The following is an 18188-nucleotide window of genomic DNA, read 5'->3' on the forward strand; positions in this document are numbered from 1 at the left end:
CGGGTGCGCTGCAGACAAAATGCGACAAGTTTTGCGCCCAGATAGACGACGCATTGTTAAGATCGCGCCCTTTATGCCTCTGGATTGCTCATGAGCGCCGCCCCCTGGCCCGACGCCCACCCATTGCCTGCCGCGTTCTTCGACCGCGATGCACAGACAGTGGCGCGCGATCTGCTCGGCATGGTCATCCGCCATCGCCACAACGGTCACTGGCTGGCGGCACGCATCATCGAAACCGAAGCCTATTACGCCGCCGAAAAAGGCAGCCACGCCTCCCTTGGCTATACCGAGAAGCGCCGCGCCCTGTTTCTCGATGGTGGGCACATCTATATGTACTACGCCCGTGGCGGCGACTCGCTGAACTTCAGCGCCCAGGGGCCAGGCAATGCAGTCCTGATCAAATCCGCGACACCCTGGCACGACACCCATTGCAGCCCCGATAGCCTGGCACGCATGCAGGCCAACAACCCAAGCGCCACGGGTCAGCCACGTCCGCCTGAGCGCTTGTGCGCCGGACAAACCCTGCTGTGCAAAGCGCTCGGCTTGAAAGTGCCGGAATGGGATGCGCAACGCTTCGACAACCAGCGCCTGTTCGTCGAGGATGTCGGCGAGCGTCCCCGGCAGATTATCCAGACCACACGACTGGGCATCCCCAGCGGACGCGATGAACACTTGCCCTATCGTTTCGTCGACGCCACATTCGCTCGCCACTGCACACGCAACCCAATACGCCGAGGACAGGTCCAAGGCCGTGATTACCAATTGATCGATACCCTCACCACACAGGAGCCGTACCCATGGGCGAATGGTTAAACACCATGAGCATCTGGCTGGAAGCCAACCCACAGTGGCTGGGATTGAGCATTTTCATCATCGCCTTTCTGGAGTGCCTGGCCGTGGCCGGCATTCTCATCCCCGGCACCGTGGTGCTGTTCACCCTGGCCGTGCTGGCAGGCAGTGGCGCCCTGACCCTGTGGGAAAGCATGGTCCTGGCCTACTTCGGCGGCCTGCTCGGCGATGCCGTGTCCTATGCCCTTGGCCGACGCTTCCACCAGGGTATCCGCGGCCTGCCGGTGCTGCGCGACAACCCGCAATGGCTGGGCAGCGCGGAGAACTACTTCCAGCGCTATGGCGTCATCAGCCTGCTGGTCGGCCGCTACATCGGACCATTGCGCCCAATGCTGCCCCTGGTCGCCGGCATGCTCGACATGCCATTCGTGAAATTCATTCTGGTCAGCATGCTTGCCGCTGCAGGCTGGGCCGTCGCGTACGTGCTGCCCGGCTGGGCCACCGGGGCGGCGCTGCGCCTGCCACTGCCAGACGGTTTCTGGGGAGAGGCTGGCGTAGTCGCCGGCGCTGTCGCCCTCATATTGGTGCTCGTCATTCACAGCAGCCTGCGCGAGAAGCGCTTGTCCTCGCTACTCAGCGCCGGCCTGACCGCTGCACTGCTGCTCGCCTTGCTGCTCGGCTGGCCACATCTGACAGCGCTCGACCAGGGCCTGATGACCCTGGTACAGGAACAACGCCACAGTACGCTGGACAGCATCGCCCTGCTGATCACCGGACTTGGCAACTTCAGCACCCAGCTTGCCGCGGGCATCCTGCTGACCAGCCTGCTGCTGCTCAGCCGGCGCTTCAGCGCCGCGATCTTCGTCGGCAGCGTCCTGCTGTTCACCGCCCTGGCCAACACCGGCCTCAAGCATGTCTTCGCCCGCGCCCGGCCAGATGTACTGCTGCAGCCGTTGGACACGTTCAGCCTGCCCAGCGGCCATAGCTCGGCCGCCTTCGCCCTGTTTCTCAGCCTCGGCGTGCTGGCCGGTCGCGGACAACCGGCACGCATGCGCCTGACCTGGCTGCTGCTGGCCAGCCTGCCAGCGCTGGCCATCGCCCTGTCGCGGGTTTACCTGGGGGTGCATTGGCCAACGGACATTTTGGCCGGTGCGTTGCTCGCCAGCACTGTCTGCGCAGTCTGCCTGGCCGTCCTGCAGCGGCGCTCCACGGTACCCTCGCTGAGCGCCCGCGTGTGGTGGCTGATTCTACCGGCGACCCTGCTGCTGCTCTGCGCCGTAAGTGGCTGGGCCCTGCCGGAGGCGCTGCATCGGTATCGTTACTGAGACGCGCCTACGGCATTAGGGTTTGTTGGATTTTTGATATAGCACATTGAATAACAAGGAAATACATCTCAACAAAGCCCTTAAGCGGGCACTTTTGAGGCAGTTGCAGACGCTCGACCTTGCGTTTCTTGAGGCGTTAATTGGTGGGCTAAAGCCCACCCTACGCAGGGTATAGATTTGTAGGGTGGGTTTTAGCCCACCTTGCAGTGCCCGCAACTGGCCCGCTCCAGCCATCCATGTCGAAACGGTAGCAGCCCCAAGTACCGGCTACCTAGGCAAGGCCCATCAATCGAGCCTGGTCAGCTTGGCGACATGGAACAGTCTGTCGACCTCATCGCCCGCCTTGCTCTTGATGCGCTCGCGGTGCTCGCTGAACGACACCTGCGCAAAGCCGGCCTCACGCGCCAACGCTTCTACCTGCGCTTTGTCATACAGCGTGAAGCCATACGCGGTGAATGGCAGGCTTTGCATGAATGCCTTGTCGGCAAAACTGATTGCCAGCGAACCGCCCGGTCTCAGCAACGCCTGGATCTGTCGGAGCAGATCCACCGGGTCGCGCCAGAAATACAGGGTATTGACCGTCAGCACCTTGTCGAAGGAGCGCGCAGGAAAGGGAATGACAGCGCCGTCATAGAGGTGAAATGACGCGACCTGCGCAGCCACTGCACCGGCATTGAACGCCCTGGCCTCGGCCTGCATCAGCGTCGAGATCTCCAGCCCGCAATAGGAGACGTCGGCAGCGCGACTCAACAGCTCGGGCAAGTGCCGGCAGCTGCCATGCCCCAGCTCCAGGACCGCATCGCCATCCCGAATGGCCAAGGCATCGATGGCCTGACGGGTCATGCCGATGTTGCTCTCATGCATGACATGGGCGATATCAATACCGGCATCATCTTTCGGGCAGCTCAGTTGCTCAGCCAGTTGCTTCAACTCATCAGGGCTTTTCATTTGCCAGCTCTAATCGGGGGAGATGGAGTGCTGCGACGCTGAAGGCCGCCTCACGCGCCCTGCAACTCATCGAGCAGTGCCTGGATGCAATCGAGCCGCACCAAGGGCGAGTCCTGCTCCAGCAGATCGACCTTCTGCTGGATGCTGAACGGCAGCAGGTAGGCAAGACGATTGGCCAGGACCTGCTGGCTATCCGCCGCGCTGCCCATGGCGAGTCCAGCCACCAGCGGGTGTTCGGCCAGCGCCGCAAGCAGGGCGGCGAGATCGACATGCTCGTCAAGCACGGGTTCATCCGCGGGATCGTCGAGCCAGACGACATCCGCAAGCACCAACTGATCCGCCTGCACGCTCGTCTGCTCGACGCGAAAACGCCGCCCACCCTCGACTCGAATCCCGAGCAGGCCATTGGGGCGCTGCTGGAAGTCGCGAATCAGCGCCTCACAGCCAACCTGAGCATGGCCTGCCGCCGCGCCGACTTCCTCACCATCGAGAATGCCCACCACACCGAAGCCCTCGCCTCGGCGCATGCAGGCGCTGACCATATCCAGATAACGGGCCTCGAAAATCTGCAGATCAAGCAAGCAACCGGGAAACAGCACGGTGTTGAGGGGAAACAATGGATAGCGCATAGGGATATCTCGGCTGGATCAGACCACGATGGCAACCACCAGCGGCAGCACCACTGCCGTGGCCATGCCCATCAAGCTCATCGACAAGGCGGCAAACGCGCCACACTCCTCGCCTTCCTGCAGGGCACGCGAGGTGCCCACCGCATGCGCGGTCATCCCCAGTGCCATGCCCTGTGCCGCCGGGTGATGAACGCCGATGCGCCGCAACAATTCCGGGCCGACCATCGCCCCCAGCACCCCGGTGATCAATACGAACACCGCCGCCAGCGCGGCCACGCCGCCAATCTGCTCGGCCACCAGCATGGCGATGGGCGAGGTCACCGACTTGGGCGCCATGGTCATCAACATCATGCGGTCGGCGCCGAAGGCCCAGGCCAACGCCACGCCCAGCGCGGTGGCCACCACACCCGCGACCACCAGCGTAATCAACACCGGCCAGAGCAACTGGCGAATACGCCGCAGATTGAGGTACAGCGGCACCGCCAGCGCCACGGTGGTCGGGCCGAGCAGCACGCTGAGCAGGAAGGTGCTGTCGCGGTATTCCTCGTAGCTCAAACCGCAGGCAACCAGCACCCCGATCAGCACCGCCATCGACACCAGCACCGGCTGCAGGAACATCCAGCGGGTACGCTCATAGGCGGCCAGGGCCAGTTGATACACGCCCAGGGTCACGCCGACGCCAAACAGCGGGTGGTGGATCACCGCCTGCATGGCGGCCTGCCAGTCGAGGCTCATGATTGCCCCCGACGACGCGCCTGGCGATCGATCAGTTTCTGCATCAGCCAGCCGGCAAACAGCAACCCCAACACCAGCGACAAGGCAAGCGCCCCGAACACCGCCCAGAAATCAGCCGCGATGGCATCGGCATAAACCATCACGCCGACCGCGGGCGGCACCAGCAGCAAAGGTAGATAGCGCAGCAGCCCGGCGGCCGCTTCGCTCAGGGGCGTGCCGACTTCGCCGCGCACCAGGAGGAACACGAACAACAGCAACATGCCGATGATCGGTCCGGGCAACAGGGGAAGAAACAGGGAATTGAGGGCGGTGCCGAGCAACTGGAACAGCACCAGCCAGGTCAGGCCACGCAACAGCATGAGAACCTCCGGCGGGTTTGCGGGCGCCATTATAGACATGGCCTAGGGTGCGCCATAAACCACCGAGGCCTTTTGCTGTTTGATCTTGACCCGCCCGCGCACTCATGTTGATCTAGCCCCCAGCCTGGTTCAGTACCAAAAACAACAAATAACCTCGCATCCTCAAGGAGGATCTATGCCGCTCGTACCCGTAACCCAACTGCAAGACTATGTAGGCAAAGAGCTTGGACGCTCGGAATGGTTGACCATCGACCAGGAACGCATCAACCAGTTCGCCGAATGCACTGGCGACCACCAGTTCATCCACGTTGATCCGGTCAAGGCCAAGCACACCCCGTTTGGCAGCACCATTGCACACGGCTTCCTCTCCCTGTCGCTGATCCCCAAGCTGATGGAAGCCCTGATGATCATGCCCGAGGGCCTGAAAATGGCCGTCAACTACGGCCTGGACAGCGTGCGGTTCATTCAGCCGGTCAAGGTCAACTCCCGCGTCCGTCTGGCCGTGAGCATTCTCGAAGTCACCGAGAAACGCGCAGGCCAATGGCTGATCAAGGCCCAGGCCACCCTGGAAATCGAAGGTGAGGACAAGCCGGCCTACATCGCCGAGCCGCTGACCCTCTGCTTCGTTTGATCGCCGATTGCTGAGCTTTAAATTTCATCATCACGGGGCGCACTAGCGCCCCGTTTTCGTTTGGCTCCCGGCATACTCGCCGCATGACCCGACCTGGACGTCTCCCATGCCTCGTATCCTCGCCCCCTTCACCCTGATCCTCCTGCTGACCGCCTGTGGCGATGGCGAACCGTTGCTGCCACCGGATGCCGTACTCCCGGATGGCGGCCGCTACCGGGGCGATGTCATCGATGGCCTGCTCCAGGGTGAAGGACGCATCGACTACGCCAACGGCAGCTGGTATGCCGGGCAATTCAAGGACGGCCAGAGCGAGGGTCAGGGCAAATGGCGTGGGGCCAACGGCGAAACCTATGTCGGCCAGTTCCATCAGGGGCTGTTCGAGGGCCAGGGCACCCTGACCTATAGCGATGGCAGCCGCTATGAAGGCGCCTTCAAGCAGGGCCGTCTGCATGGCGAAGGTCATCTCAGCCAGGGCGGCCTGAGCTACCGCGGGGAGTTCCGCGATGACAAATACCATGGTCTGGGCACCCTGGAATGGGGAGCAGGCAACAGTTTCCAGGGCCGTTTCGTGCGCGGCGAACCACGAGGTGAAGGGGTTCGCCTGGTCAATGGCAATCAATACAGCGGCACCTTCGGCAAGGGCGGGTTGAGCGGCGAAGGCAGTTACCGTGGCGCCGAAGGGGATCGCTACAGCGGCGGATTCAAGAACGAGCAGTTTCATGGCAAAGGACGCTTCCAGAATGCTGACGGCGATGTCTGGCGCGGCCAGTTTCATGACGGCGCCCTGCAAGGCAAGGGAGAATTCCGCGGTACCGATGGCAGCCACTATCAGGGCGAGTTCAAATACTGGCGCTACGACGGTGCGGGCATCCTGAGCCTGGCCGACGGCAGCGTCTATAAAGGCCAGTTTGCCGATGACCAGTACAACGGCAGCGGCACCCTGACACTCGCCGATGGCAGCCAGCGCAGCGGCATCTGGAACGCTGGCCAACTGGTGCGTGACAGCCAAGGCCAGCCGGTGGCCGACCCGCTTGAAGTCGGCCTGCTGGAACAGGGGCGCCTACTGGAGCAGGCCATTGCCGCCATCCCCGCCTCGACCCCGGCCACCGAGCTGTACAGCCTGACGCTGGCCGGTGACGGCACCCAGAGCGTATTCCTGCGCGAAGCCGATTACGTGACCACCCTGCTGCGCGAACGCTTCGGCGCACACGGCGCCATCACCCTGAGCAACCACCGCGACCACATCAGCGATCGCCCGCTGGCCACCCGCGAGAGCCTGACCCGTGCGGTACGCGCCCTGGCCGAACGCAGTGGCAAGGAAGACCTGATCTTCATCTACCTGACCAGCCATGGCTCGCCTGACCACCAGCTCAGCCTCAACCAGCCTCGCCTGGAGCTGGACAACCTGCCGGCCACCGAGCTGGCCACGCTGTTGCAACCCCTGCATGATCGCCACAAGGTAATAGTGATATCAGCCTGCTACTCGGGGGGATTCATCGCCCCGTTGAAAGACGACAAGACCCTGGTCATGACGGCCGCACGTGCCGACCGGGTGTCCTTCGGTTGCTCGGAAGAAAACGACTTCACCTACTTCGGCCGCGCCCTGTTCGCCGAGGCCCTCACGCAAACCGATGACCTGCAACGCGCCTTCGAACTGGCCAAGGCCAGCATTGCCAAACGCGAGCAGGAAGATGGCTTCGAGCCCTCGGAGCCCCAACTCTGGGCACCACCTGCCGTGCTCAAGCACTGGCATACCCTGCGCGCCAGCCAGGCCGAGCAGGCACTGACGGCACAGGGCGACAACTAGTGCCATTACTGATCCCAGCGCCATGCAAAGAAAGCGGCATAGAACGCAGACGCACGCGTCGAAAAACTTCTAAGCTGGGACTATCTGCGGAGAACACAGCATGTACCTGACGCCTCAGCACATCCTTATCGCCGGTGCCAGCGGTCTGACCGGCGAACACCTGCTCGATCGTCTGCTCAACGAGCCGACCATCACCCGCGTGCTCGCGCCAAGCCGCCGCCCGCTGGCCGAGCACCCGCACCTGGACAACCCGGTGGGTGAACTCGCCGCGCTGCTGCCGACGCTGCAAGGCCCCGTCGATACCGCCTTCTGCTGCCTGGGCAGCACCATCCGCCAGGCCGGATCGCAGGAGGCCTTCCGCGCTGTCGACCATGACCTGGTGCTGGCCTTCGCCGAACGTGCCCGCGCCCTCGGCGCCCGCCACCTGCTGGTGATCAGCGCACTCGGCGCCGATGCCCGCTCCGGCGTGTTCTACAACCGGGTCAAGGGTGAAACGGAGCAAGCCCTGATCGCCCAGGACTGGCCGCAACTGACCCTGGTACGCCCTTCCCTACTACTGGGCTCGCGTCAGGAATTCCGACTCGGTGAGCGCCTGCTCAGCGGCGTGATGCGCTGGTTGCCAGGCAAATACCGGGCAATTGCCGCAACCACGCTCGCCTTCGCGCTCTGGCGTCTGGCCTTGGAAGAAGGTGATGGTTTGCGCGTGGTCGAGTCCGACGAGTTGCGCCGGCTCGGGCGCTGACCAATCAGTCACAAAAAGACCAGCAGAAACCGCACTACCCAGTTTCAAGTCAAGCCCATTACACTCTGACCTCCCCGCGCCTGCCGAGTCGCCTCGGCACTTCTGGCAGGCCGCGCCCATCGTTCGACGACGGGCCAACCACTGCCAGATACCGGAGCATCCATGCGTGAAGTTGTGATTGTCGCCGCCACCCGTACCGCCATCGGCGCCTTCCAGGGCGCACTGAGCCAGATTCCCGCCGTGGAGCTCGGTGCCACGGTGATCCGCAGCCTGCTCGCGCAGACCGGCGTCAAGGCCGAACAGATCGACGAAGTGATCCTCGGCCAGGTGCTGACCGCTGGCGCCGGGCAGAACCCCGCACGGCAGAGCGTGATTCTTGCCGGCCTGCCGCAACAGGTTCCGGCGTTCACCCTGAACAAGGTCTGCGGCTCGGGCCTCAAGGCCGTACAACTGGGTTACCAGGCGATTGCCTGTGGCGATGCCGAGGTGATCATCGCCGGCGGGCAGGAGAACATGAGCCTCTCCCCGTACGTCCTGCCCCAGGCCCGCACCGGCCTGCGCATGGGCCACGGCAAGGTGGTCGACACCATGATCCAGGACGGCCTGTGGGATGCCTTCAACGATTTTCATATGGGTATTACCGCCGAGAACCTGGCGAGCAAATACGCCATCAGCCGCGAGCAGCAGGATGCGTTCGCCGCCACCTCGCAACAACGCGCCAGCGCCGCACAGGAAGCTGGCCGCTTCGATGCCGAGATCACCCCGGTCCTGATCCCGCAGCGCAAGGGCGACCCGGTGTCCTTTGCCCGTGACGAACAACCACGTGCAGGCACCACGGCCGAAACCCTGGCCAAGCTCAAGCCTGCGTTCCAGAAAGAAGGCAGCGTCACTGCCGGCAACGCCTCCAGCCTGAACGACGGCGCCGCAGCGGTGCTGCTGATGAGCGCCGAGAAAGCCGCTGAACTGCAACTGCCGGTGCTGGCGAAGATCGCCGCAGCCGCCGGTGCAGGTGTCGACCCGGCCTACATGGGCATCGGCCCGGTCCCGGCTACCCGCCGCGTGCTGAGCAAGGCCGGCTGGAGCATCGACGATCTGGACCTGGTCGAAGCCAACGAGGCCTTTGCCGCCCAGGCCTTGTCGGTGGCCAAGGAGCTGGGCTGGAGCCTGGACAAGGTCAACGTCAACGGCGGCGCCATCGCCCTCGGCCACCCCATCGGCGCATCCGGTTGCCGCGTGCTGGTCACCCTGCTGCACGAAATGCAGCGTCGTGACGCCAAGAAAGGCCTGGCGACCCTGTGCATCGGTGGCGGGCAGGGCGTAGCCCTGGCTGTCGAGCGCGCCTGAGGAGCCAGCGATGAGCCTCGAATCCGTTCGCGCCTTCTTCGCCACTCACGCGCCGGACCTGCAGATCGTGGAGCTGGAAACCAGCACCGCGACTGTGGCCCTGGCTGCGCAGGCGCATGGTGTCGAACCGGGGCAGATCGCCAAGACCCTGGCCTTCCGCGTTGGCGAGCAGAATGTGCTGATCGTGGCCCGTGGTGACGCGCGCATCGACAATCGCAAGATGAAAGAAGCGTTCGGCACCAAGGCCAAGATGCTCGACGCCGAGACGGTGCTGGCGCTGACCAGCCACCCCGTCGGTGGCGTCTGCCCCTTCGGCCTGGCTACGCCGCTACCGGTTTACTGCGACCGCTCCTTGCTGGACTTCACTGAAGTGGTGCCGGCCGCCGGCTCCATAAACAGCGCGGTGCACATCGCCCCGCAGCGCCTGGCCGAACTGGTCCATGCGCACTGGGTGGATGTCTGCCAGGCCGTTGAGACAGCAGCGTAATCTCAACGACCCCAGGGTCTGCTGAAGTTTCAATAGAGATGGCTGGATCGAGGCAGTTGTGGACGTTGGACCTTTACGGTTCATGACGCACCAGTTGGTGGGCTGAAGCCCACCCTACAGAGTTATACCCTTGCGTAGGGTGGGCTTTAGCCCACCAATTTTGGTGTCCGCTTGTGCCTCGAAGAGGCCCTTATGAGGGCTGGACAGGAAGTATCGCTCCATCTGACTCAATGAGTTGAGGCGAAACGACAGCAGACCTTAGCCACGTACCATGCCTCAGCGACCGCCTTGTACGCCCAGGCCGAACCCCAGCTCTGCCGCCAGGGCAAAGGGCAGCAACAGGGTGTCGAGCAATGCGCTCGCCGGTAGGTCCAGGCCGGCATACCGGGGTGCCTCGGCGCCGAAGCGATCCATAGGGCAACAGCCGCCCTGCAGTGAATACCAATCCAGGCGGGTGCCCGAATAGATGATCGGCGCTCCGGGCTGGGCCGCATCCAGCGTGCGCACGCTGGCACAACCACTGGCCAGCAGCGCAAACGCCACGGCCAGCAACGACCAGGCCTTACTCATCGCCACCGACATGATGCTCGCCCCAACGCGGCAGCATGTCCTGGGGAATATCCAGCAGGTTGAGGATCCGCGCGACAACGAAGTCGATCAGGTCGTCGATGGTCTGCGGCTGGTGATAGAAGCCGGGCGACGCCGGCACGATGACCGCGCCCAGGTTGGACAGCTTGAGCATGTTCTCCAGGTGAATGCTGGAGTACGGCGCCTCGCGCGGCACCAGGATCAGCTGTCGGCGCTCTTTGAGGGCGACATCGGCCGCACGCTCGATCAGGTTGTTGCAGGCGCCCGTGGCAATCGCCGACAGCGTGCCGGTGGAACAGGGCACCACCACCATCGCCGCGGGCGCGCCGGAACCGGAGGCCACCGGCGCCATCCAGTCCTCCTTGCCGTACACGCGGATCTGCCCTGGCGCGGCGCCGGTGTATTCGCTGAGAAAGGCCTGCATCGCCTGCGGTTTGGCCGGCAGGGTGACGTCGGTCTCGGTGGCCATCACCAGTTGCGCGGCCTTGGAGATCAGGAAGTGCACTTCGCGCTCTTCCTGCACCAGGCAGTCGAGCAGGCGCAGCCCGTACTGGGCGCCCGAGGCGCCGGTCATGGCCAGGGTGATGCGTTGCGGACCGCTCATGTCACGCCTCCAGGGCCTGGGCCAGTTTGCCGTGCAAGCCACCGAAACCACCATTGCTCATCACCACCACCTGGGTGCCTGGCGCGGCATGCGCCTTGACCCCGGCGATGATCGCCTCCAGCGAATCGCACACGTCGGTCGGCACGGTCGAGCCGGCTACCGTGGCGGCCAGGTCCCAGCCGAGGTTGGCCGGCGCATACCAGTACACGCGATCGGCCTGCACCACGGAATCCGCCAGGCCATCGCGGTGCGCGCCGAGCTTCATCGAGTTGGAGCGCGGCTCGACCACGGCGATCACCTGGGCGCTGCCGACGCGCTTGCGCAGGCCGTCCAGGGTGGTGGCGATGGCTGTCGGGTGGTGGGCGAAATCGTCATAGATGGTCACGCCCTGTACTTCGGCGACCTTCTCCATGCGCCGCTTGACGCTCTTGAACAGGCTCAGGCCAGCGATGCCCAGCTCCGGCACCACACCGACATGACGCGCCGCAGCCAGGGTGGCCAGGGCATTGTCGACGTTATGGCGACCCGTCAGCTCCCACGCCACCGTGCCCTGCACGACGCCATCGAACAGCACCTCGAAGCGCGAGCCGTCTGCGCTGAGCAGGCGCGCCTGCCACTGGCCGCCATCGCCGGTGGTCTGCACCGGCGTCCAGCAGCCCATGCCGATCACCCGGCCCAGCGCCTGTTCGGCGGCCGGGTGTATCACCAGGCCTTCGCTCGGCACCGTACGCACCAGGTGGTGGAACTGCCGTTCGATCGCGGCCAGGTCCGGAAAGATGTCCGCGTGGTCGAACTCCAGGTTATTGAGGATCGCCGTACGTGGGCGGTAGTGGACGAATTTGCTGCGCTTGTCGAAGAAGGCGCTGTCGTACTCGTCGGCCTCGACCACGAAAAACGGCGTACCGCCCAGGCGGGCCGACACCGCGAAGTTCTGCGGTACACCACCGATCAGAAAGCCCGGGCTCATGCCGGCGTGCTCCAGCACCCAGGCCAGCATGCTGCTGGTGGTGGTCTTGCCATGGGTACCGGCCACGCCCAGCACCCAGCGCCCCTGCAATACATGATCGGCCAGCCACTGCGGGCCGCTGACATACGCCAGGCCCTGGTTCAGCACGTACTCCACCGCCGGGTTGCCGCGCGACAGGGCGTTGCCGACCACTACCAGGTCCGGCGCCGGCTGCAGGTGCGCGGGGTCATAGCCCTGCATCAGTTCGATGCCCTGGGCTTCGAGCTGGGTGCTCATGGGCGGATAGACGTTGGCGTCGGAACCGGTCACGCGATGGCCCAGCTCCTTGGCCAACACGGCCAGGGAGCCCATGAAGGTGCCGCAGATACCGAGAATATGGATGTGCATGGATAACCCCAGAAACGTTCGCCGACCGCTCATGCCGGCAGGTAACGGGCAAGCGGTAGACAGCCGTCTGGGGTATCGCAGCGTGGATACCCGGCATGCCCACCCGCAGGCCCGGAAATTGGCCGCAGGTTAGCACAGCCGCCTGCGCCGGGCGCTGACAGCCGAGGAGCGGAAAGCCAGCCCCGTCGTCGCCAGGCTCTGTCGAGGTTTCGACATGGATGGCCGGAGCGAGGCAGTTGCGGGCTTTATCTGTGGGAGCGGGCCGTGCCCGCGAAGCCTTTGTGCTCTTGATTTTCGCGGGCATGGCCCGCCCCCACGGTTAACGCGACACGAGTCGACAACTCACGAGTTCAACTGGCCCGGGCGAACGGCGGCGGAATCACGCACAGTGACGCGGGCAGGCGAATCAGGGTGGTGAAACCCCGGAAGTCGGCCTGCTCATCACCCGCATCCAGCAGCACGTCGATGCTGCCACCTTGCGCCGTGAGGAACTCGCGTACCGCGTCCATGCCGACCCCGCGCCCCGACACCTCGGTGACCTGTTCGGCCGTGGAGAACCCGGAGGTGAAGATCAGGTTGGCGATTTCGCTGGCTGCCGGGCGTGGTGCGTCGGCGGCGTACAGCCCCATGTCGACGGCCTTGGCGAAGATCCGGTTGAGGGCCATGCCACGCCCATCGTCGCGCACACTGAAGGTGATGCCGCCCTGCTCTTCCAGAGCCTCGATACGAATCCGCCCTTGCTCGGCCTTGCCCTTGGCCAGACGTTCGGCCGGCGCCTCGATGCCATGGTCCACGGCATTGCGCAGCACATGCATGAAGATGTTGTTGAGCATGCCGTGCGCGGCCTTGCGGGTATAAACGTCGCTGTCGTCGATCTCCACGCGCGGCGCCGGTTTATCCAGCTCACGGGCCAGTGATTGCACCGACTTCAGCACATCGCCGATCACCGTTTCCAGCGGCGCGGCATCGATGGCCGCCAGCGAGTGATAGGTGTCACGCACGATGCTGATCACATTGGCCGGCAGCTCGGTATCGGACAATGCGGCGATGCTGTCCAGCAGGCGGCTGATCTGCTCGCGGTCGACCTGCGTCCCCCCAATGCCCTGCTTGCCGTCGCGCCCCAGCTTGTCCTTGAAGATGCCGCTGTAGACCTTGATCGCCTGCTCGGCGAAGGCCAGTTCACCGAGCAGCTCTTGCGGCTGCCACTGCATGTCATCGTTCTTGCGCAGTTGATCGTAGGTGTTCTCGATGCGGTGCACGGTGTCGGTAATGTGCTTGAGCCCATAGGTACGAGCGTTACCCTTGACCGTGTGGATATTGCGGAACAGCTCGGCCAGTTTGCCCAGGTCCTTCTGCTGGGTCTGTTCGATGATGGTCCGGCAACGGTCGACGAAACTCGACGAGCCCTCGATGAAGTCGCTGAACTTGTCGGCATCCACCGACAGGATCTCGCCGATGATCATCAGCTCCTGTTTCTGCCCTTCGGCTTCGGCTTGCAGGGCTTTCAAGGCGGTGACGTCGCGCACGGTGACCATCAGTTTGGTGACCACATCCTGCTCGTCGACGATCGGGTCCCAGTCCAGCTCGATCAGCTTGTTCGGCTTGTCGTCGAACTCCAGGGCCAGCTCCTTGACCAGCAGGTGCGAGTTGAACTCGTACATCATCGCGTCTTCGCCGACGATGGATGCCACCGCCGTGGCGGCAGCATCGGTGGCATCGGCGCTCAGGGTCGAGCGGCGGAACATGAAATCGACGAAGTTGCGGTTGGCGATCTCCTTGGTCTCGAAAATGGTTTCCAGGTACGCCGCGTACTCGGGGTGGATAAGCCCATTGTCGACAATGGTGAACAGCCCCTGGTGCATGGTGGAGAACATGTTGGCGATGTCGTCGTTCTTCTGCTTCAGCGCGGCGGTACGCTCCTCGACCTTGCGCTCCAAAGTACGGTTGTGTTCCTCGATCACCTCGACCATGCGGATGTTCTTGATGGTGGTGACCAGGGAGCGCGCCACCGAGGCGACGAACTCATAGTCACTGTCGGCAAAGGCCACCTTGTTCACCTCGCCGGAGAAGTTCATCACCCCGATCAGGATGTCCTTGTCCACCAGCGGCACGCAGAGCAGCGCCTTGGCCTTCTCGCCCTCGCTGCCGACATAGGACGGGGCGCGGCTGGTATCCGGTACGAACAGCGCCTGCTTGGAGGCAGCAGCCCGCCCGATGACACCCTCGCCCAGGGTGAAGGTGATCGCCGACGGCGCCCCTTCCATCTGTTTGGGCGGCAGGAAGGCCTTGGCCTCCAGCTCGTTGTCCTTGTTGAACAGGTAGACCGAGCCGCGCTCGATGCCGATCTTGTCGTACATCGCATGCAGCACCAGATCCAGCGCGGTGTCCTGGTCGCGGGCGGCCGCCAGCGTGCCACCAATGCCATTGAGCTTGGCCAGGTCGATCATCTTCTTGCGGATGGCCAGGCGCATGGAGTTGAAGTTCTGCGTGGCCAGCGCCAGCAACACAATCAGGATCACGATGGTGCTCTTGAAGCCGAAGCTGACGCTGTCACCCAGCTCGGTCTGCAGCCGGTTGAATTGCGCGTCCGCAGAGACCAGCACTTCGTCCAGGCCACCCACCGCTTTCTGCACGGCCGACTTGGATGCGCTCAGTTGCTCGCGGGCGGTCTGCGCCTGGGTCAGCTGTTCACGCTTGTAATCCACCAGGCTGGGCTGGGCCTTGAGCCGCGCCCGCAGCGCTTCGACGCTGTCGCGTGCGCTCCCGATGATGTTGTCGGTGTCCATCGGCTGGAACAGCGGCACGGCTTTCTCGAACCAGAACATCGAACCGTTGATGATGAACTCGAAGTCATCCTGGGCACTGTCCAGGCGCTCGGTGTCTTCGCTGTTCTGGATTTCCTGCGCGGCCTTGGCCACGCCCGCCATCAGGGCATCGGCCTGGTTGGCAAAGCCCTGCGCCAGCTTCAGGTCGGCTTCCATGGCCTTGTTCGGCGCGCTGAAGTTGACGATTTCCATAAAGGCGAAACCGACATCGTCGGAGCGTTCCATGACCACACCGACCTCATCCTCAGCCTGCTGCTTGGCTACCAGCACCGCCAGCTTGGCATCGAACATCTGGCGCACCGCCACGGTATAGGTGTCGTAGTCGCTCTTGATCTGCGCCACCAGTGCCGCGCGCTGCGGGTCGGCCTGGGCCAGCGCCTCAAGGGTCGTGAAGCCCTCGGCGAATTCCTCGGCACCTTTCTCGAAGTCATCGCGATAGGGGCGAATGTCTTCCTCGCTGAGGGCGTTGAAACCCAGGGCACTGAGGTTGGCGAGCTTCAACAGGCGAATCTGCACCTTGTTGACCTCGCTGACCACCGGCACTGCCGTCTCGTGAACGCGCTGATTGGAGCGGCTGATATCACTCAGCGTCCATAGCGACATGGCTCCGGAAATCGCCAGCAACAGCAGAATGACAGCGAACCCGACGGCCACTTTTTGATTGAAACTGAGCTTGAGCGTTGGCATGCAATCACCCTTTGAGGTTTTTATTTTTATATCCAGACGCCCAGGGCATCTGTTGACGTGCACTTCCAAGCAATCGATATGAAAAGAAAAACTGCATCCCTTTCATGCTGAGCGTGATACCGCAGGGCCGCCTGCATCGGGCGGCGTCTGCGCTCCCTGTCGTCCACGCTCTTACCTCAGTACACCGCGAACAACCGACGCGGTGCCTTTGCGCACTCAGCCAGCCACCAGCTTCTGAATCGCCCCGAGCGCATTGGCCCCGTTAAAGGGTTTGACGATCCAGCCCTTGACCCCGGCGGCCTTGCCACGGTTCTTCATGTTCGGGTCATTCTCGGTGGTCAGCATGATGATGTTGACGCTCTGGTTACCCAGCTCACCGCGCACTTTCTCGGCCATGGTCAGGCCATCCATGTTCGGCATGTTGACGTCCGAGATCACCAGTTTGATGGCCCGGTCAGCCTTGAGCTTGGCCAGTCCATCCTTGCCATCGACGGCGGTTTCCACGCTGAAATTGTTGGACTTGAGGAAGGCAGCCACTTCATTGCGAATCGCTGCGCTGTCATCTACGACGAGTATCTGTGCCATTGAATTCAACCCTTACCTGTTGATGCAGCCCAAACTGCTGTTGATGAATCTGCTCACGCGCCTGGTTTGTCAGAACAGCTCCAGGCAGCCACTTTCCACCAGGTCCTCGACCTTGTTTTCGTCAGCCTGCAAGTAATCCTCCGGCGACCAGCGGATGTTGAAGATGAACTTCTGGTAAAGCGTGACGGGGGCCAGCGTGCCGCGCACATCGTGCAGCGTATACTTGAAACACAGCTGGGAACGGTCGGTGCCGAAGGAGATGTACTCCTTGAACTGATTGACCGTGATCGGCACGCTGATACGCGTGCTGTCGTCGATGGTTGGCGGATGCAAGGCCAGCAGGCGGGTACGCAAGCCGCCCCAGGCCAGGTTGGTGATTTCACTGAGCAAGCCCATGACATCGCGGAAGTCGACCGACTGACTGTCGATGGCGGTGCGTCCATCACGAATCAGCTCGATCATCGGCTGCTCTTCGCTCTGCACCATCATGTAGCCGCTGAACCAGGGCGCCTCCACGGGCAGCAGGCTGAGGATGTCGCCGTAGGTGAGCTTGTCCTTGACCAGATACGGCAGCTCGTTGCTCACCTCGATGTCACGAAACAGCGCCGTCAGGGAGCTGTGGGTGACCTCCTCGATCCGCCGGATCAGCGAAATCGGGTATTCGGTGTCGGCCAGGTACTGATCAAGCAACGTCTTGAGGCTATCTGGATCGACGATGTCATAAGCGCCAGCGATGCCTTCGCGCTGCACGGCACTCAGGTCATCCAGATCACTGCGGCCTTCGCGGCGAATGAAGATCGGCAACTCGCGGCGCAGTTGATGAATCTGCCGGGCCAATTCGAAACCGTTGCTGACGCCCTCGGCGCTGTCGGTGAACCCCTCGGAAATCAGCACCGCACCCAGGTCGATGTTGCTCTCCAGCATGTTCATCGCCGAATGGCTGGCTGGCTTGAGACCGATCAACCCGTTGTCGCTGCAGAATGCCTTCAAGGTACCCTGAACAGCAGGTGCATCCTCGAAGATCAGCACCTTGCTGACCAATCGTCTTTCGAAACCAATCATCGTGTCGCTACCCTCTTGTTATGGAATGGGGCTTTGCAGAAGCACTGCTGGTGTCAGAACAGTTCCAGTTCTCCAGAGCTCTCGGCTGCGCTATCAATCTCGCTGATGTTTTCGTGGTAGTGCTGCAGGGTGAAATCCCCGTCGTTGCGCACGATGACCAGGGCACTGGCGCCGAACAGCGACGGTTCGCCAAATGCGGTTTGCGCCTTCACATGCACCGTATGGGAGAGCTTGATGTTGTCGAAATCGAGGCTGCCACGGTCCAGGAAGTTCGGCGTCGACATGCCCAGCGGCGGGCAACTACCTTGCAGGTGGCGCTTGAAGTTGCCGCAGAAGCTGTTGCTCATTTCCATCAGGTAATCGGTGTACGCCGCCTCGTCCAACTCCTCCGCACGCGTGGCCGTGGCCTCGGCGACGAATGCGCGGTTGGCGGCATCCAGCGTCAGGTGGAGCAGGCACATGATCTTGAACTTGAACGAGGAAATGGTCAGGACGATGCAGGTCTCGTGGCGCAGATCGTCCAGCGCATCGGCCTTGCTGGTCACCCAGGGCAAGGACGGCGAGCAGGACTTGAGCGTCTGTTCGAGCGCCGCCTGCACCAGCTTGTACAGGGTCGACTCAAGCTCGTAGTGGGCTGTGCGCGTCACCAATCGGCACCTTCCAGTACGTTGCCGAGGTTACTGATCT

Annotated in this window: 18 protein-coding genes; 7 read left to right on the forward strand and 11 right to left on the reverse strand. The window is 63.0% G+C overall.

What is annotated here, in order from left to right; translation table 11 throughout:
• Positions 1-90: 90 nt before the first annotated feature.
• Both ACWPW0_RS19185 and ACWPW0_RS19190 read left to right on the forward strand, forming a co-directional pair.
• A complete protein-coding gene (locus tag ACWPW0_RS19185) occupies positions 91-813 on the forward strand; it encodes a DNA-3-methyladenine glycosylase (RefSeq protein ID WP_454256207.1) in 723 nt (240 codons plus the stop codon).
• Positions 798-2114: a bifunctional DedA family/phosphatase PAP2 family protein gene (locus ACWPW0_RS19190; RefSeq protein WP_447594114.1), complete on the forward strand. Its 1317-nt coding sequence runs from the start codon at positions 798-800 to the stop codon at positions 2112-2114. The genes ACWPW0_RS19185 and ACWPW0_RS19190 overlap by 16 nt, the downstream gene beginning before the upstream one ends.
• A 285-nt stretch (positions 2115-2399) precedes the next feature.
• Here the strand turns inward: ACWPW0_RS19190 and ACWPW0_RS19195 are convergent, their stop codons facing one another.
• Genes ACWPW0_RS19195 through ACWPW0_RS19210 form a run of 4 tightly spaced genes read right to left on the reverse strand, consistent with a single transcriptional unit; the run spans position 2400 to position 4785 of the window.
• Entirely contained in the window at positions 2400-3062 is a 663-nt protein-coding gene (locus ACWPW0_RS19195; RefSeq protein WP_454256208.1) for a class I SAM-dependent methyltransferase, read from the reverse strand.
• 50 nt (positions 3063-3112) lie between these two features.
• A complete protein-coding gene (locus ACWPW0_RS19200; protein ID WP_454256209.1) occupies positions 3113-3691 on the reverse strand; it encodes an LON peptidase substrate-binding domain-containing protein in 579 nt (192 codons plus the stop codon).
• Between the two features lie 18 nt (positions 3692-3709).
• Positions 3710-4426, reverse strand: coding sequence for an LrgB family protein (locus tag ACWPW0_RS19205; protein WP_447594120.1), 717 nt, complete (start codon positions 4424-4426; stop codon positions 3710-3712).
• Positions 4423-4785, reverse strand: a complete 363-nt coding sequence (locus ACWPW0_RS19210; protein WP_454256210.1) for a CidA/LrgA family protein — start codon at positions 4783-4785, stop codon at positions 4423-4425. The genes ACWPW0_RS19205 and ACWPW0_RS19210 overlap by 4 nt, the downstream gene beginning before the upstream one ends.
• Before the next feature lie 175 nt (positions 4786-4960).
• On the opposite strand from ACWPW0_RS19210, the gene ACWPW0_RS19215 reads away from it, so the two are divergent.
• The 5 genes from ACWPW0_RS19215 (at position 4961) to ACWPW0_RS19235 (ending at position 9796) form a co-directional block, all read left to right on the forward strand.
• The gene (locus ACWPW0_RS19215) at positions 4961-5416 is read left to right on the forward strand and encodes a MaoC family dehydratase (protein WP_447594124.1); all 456 of its coding nucleotides are present in this window, start codon (positions 4961-4963) and stop codon (positions 5414-5416) included.
• Between the two features lie 106 nt (positions 5417-5522).
• On the forward strand, positions 5523-7223 hold the full coding sequence (locus ACWPW0_RS19220) for a C13 family peptidase (RefSeq protein WP_454256211.1): 1701 nt from the start codon (positions 5523-5525) through the stop codon (positions 7221-7223).
• Positions 7224-7323: 100 nt separating this feature from the next.
• Positions 7324-7965: an oxidoreductase gene (locus ACWPW0_RS19225; protein ID WP_454256212.1), complete on the forward strand. Its 642-nt coding sequence runs from the start codon at positions 7324-7326 to the stop codon at positions 7963-7965.
• 162 nt (positions 7966-8127) lie between these two features.
• Positions 8128-9309, forward strand: coding sequence for an acetyl-CoA C-acetyltransferase (locus ACWPW0_RS19230; protein ID WP_447594130.1), 1182 nt, complete (start codon positions 8128-8130; stop codon positions 9307-9309).
• A gap of 10 nt (positions 9310-9319) precedes the next feature.
• Positions 9320-9796, forward strand: a complete 477-nt coding sequence (locus ACWPW0_RS19235; protein WP_454256213.1) for a YbaK/EbsC family protein — start codon at positions 9320-9322, stop codon at positions 9794-9796.
• A gap of 276 nt (positions 9797-10072) precedes the next feature.
• Here the strand turns inward: ACWPW0_RS19235 and ACWPW0_RS19240 are convergent, their stop codons facing one another.
• From ACWPW0_RS19240 to ACWPW0_RS19270, 7 genes are all read right to left on the reverse strand, one after another.
• A complete protein-coding gene (locus ACWPW0_RS19240) occupies positions 10073-10366 on the reverse strand; it encodes a YceK/YidQ family lipoprotein (protein WP_454256214.1) in 294 nt (97 codons plus the stop codon).
• Complete coding sequence (gene ubiX, locus ACWPW0_RS19245; protein ID WP_447594136.1) at positions 10359-10988, reverse strand: flavin prenyltransferase UbiX; 630 nt, start codon at positions 10986-10988, stop codon at positions 10359-10361. The genes ACWPW0_RS19240 and ubiX overlap by 8 nt, the downstream gene beginning before the upstream one ends.
• A 1-nt stretch (position 10989) precedes the next feature.
• Entirely contained in the window at positions 10990-12342 is a 1353-nt protein-coding gene (gene mpl, locus ACWPW0_RS19250; RefSeq protein WP_454256215.1) for a UDP-N-acetylmuramate:L-alanyl-gamma-D-glutamyl-meso-diaminopimelate ligase, read from the reverse strand.
• Between the two features lie 350 nt (positions 12343-12692).
• Positions 12693-15854 carry an ATP-binding protein gene (locus ACWPW0_RS19255; protein ID WP_454256216.1) on the reverse strand — a complete coding sequence of 1054 codons (3162 nt, stop codon included), beginning with the start codon at positions 15852-15854 and terminating at the stop codon, positions 12693-12695.
• 216 nt (positions 15855-16070) lie between these two features.
• Entirely contained in the window at positions 16071-16439 is a 369-nt protein-coding gene (locus ACWPW0_RS19260) for a response regulator (protein WP_447594141.1), read from the reverse strand.
• Positions 16440-16508: 69 nt separating this feature from the next.
• Entirely contained in the window at positions 16509-17501 is a 993-nt protein-coding gene (locus ACWPW0_RS19265; protein ID WP_454256217.1) for a hypothetical protein, read from the reverse strand.
• A gap of 53 nt (positions 17502-17554) precedes the next feature.
• Positions 17555-18148 (reverse strand): hypothetical protein, encoded by a 594-nt coding sequence (locus ACWPW0_RS19270; RefSeq protein WP_454256218.1) that lies wholly within the window; start codon positions 18146-18148, stop codon positions 17555-17557.
• Positions 18149-18188 lie beyond the last annotated feature (40 nt).

It is taken from the genome of Pseudomonas sp. Marseille-Q8238 (assembly GCF_965111915.1).

Bases quoted from the DNA above. Each gene is read 5' to 3' on its own strand.
- ACWPW0_RS19185 (WP_454256207.1), top strand. From the start codon at position 91: ATGAGCGCCGCCCCCTGGCCCGACGCCCACCCATTGCCTGCCGCGTTC.
- ACWPW0_RS19190 (WP_447594114.1), top strand. From the start codon at position 798: ATGGGCGAATGGTTAAACACCATGAGCATCTGGCTGGAAGCCAACCCA.
- ACWPW0_RS19195 (WP_454256208.1), bottom strand. From the start codon at position 3,062: ATGAAAAGCCCTGATGAGTTGAAGCAACTGGCTGAGCAACTGAGCTGC.
- ACWPW0_RS19200 (WP_454256209.1), bottom strand. From the start codon at position 3,691: ATGCGCTATCCATTGTTTCCCCTCAACACCGTGCTGTTTCCCGGTTGC.
- ACWPW0_RS19205 (WP_447594120.1), bottom strand. From the start codon at position 4,426: ATGAGCCTCGACTGGCAGGCCGCCATGCAGGCGGTGATCCACCACCCG.
- ACWPW0_RS19210 (WP_454256210.1), bottom strand. From the start codon at position 4,785: ATGCTGTTGCGTGGCCTGACCTGGCTGGTGCTGTTCCAGTTGCTCGGC.
- ACWPW0_RS19215 (WP_447594124.1), top strand. From the start codon at position 4,961: ATGCCGCTCGTACCCGTAACCCAACTGCAAGACTATGTAGGCAAAGAG.
- ACWPW0_RS19220 (WP_454256211.1), top strand. From the start codon at position 5,523: ATGCCTCGTATCCTCGCCCCCTTCACCCTGATCCTCCTGCTGACCGCC.
- ACWPW0_RS19225 (WP_454256212.1), top strand. From the start codon at position 7,324: ATGTACCTGACGCCTCAGCACATCCTTATCGCCGGTGCCAGCGGTCTG.
- ACWPW0_RS19230 (WP_447594130.1), top strand. From the start codon at position 8,128: ATGCGTGAAGTTGTGATTGTCGCCGCCACCCGTACCGCCATCGGCGCC.
- ACWPW0_RS19235 (WP_454256213.1), top strand. From the start codon at position 9,320: ATGAGCCTCGAATCCGTTCGCGCCTTCTTCGCCACTCACGCGCCGGAC.
- ACWPW0_RS19240 (WP_454256214.1), bottom strand. From the start codon at position 10,366: ATGAGTAAGGCCTGGTCGTTGCTGGCCGTGGCGTTTGCGCTGCTGGCC.
- ubiX (WP_447594136.1), bottom strand. From the start codon at position 10,988: ATGAGCGGTCCGCAACGCATCACCCTGGCCATGACCGGCGCCTCGGGC.
- mpl (WP_454256215.1), bottom strand. From the start codon at position 12,342: ATGCACATCCATATTCTCGGTATCTGCGGCACCTTCATGGGCTCCCTG.
- ACWPW0_RS19255 (WP_454256216.1), bottom strand. From the start codon at position 15,854: ATGCCAACGCTCAAGCTCAGTTTCAATCAAAAAGTGGCCGTCGGGTTC.
- ACWPW0_RS19260 (WP_447594141.1), bottom strand. From the start codon at position 16,439: ATGGCACAGATACTCGTCGTAGATGACAGCGCAGCGATTCGCAATGAA.
- ACWPW0_RS19265 (WP_454256217.1), bottom strand. From the start codon at position 17,501: ATGATTGGTTTCGAAAGACGATTGGTCAGCAAGGTGCTGATCTTCGAG.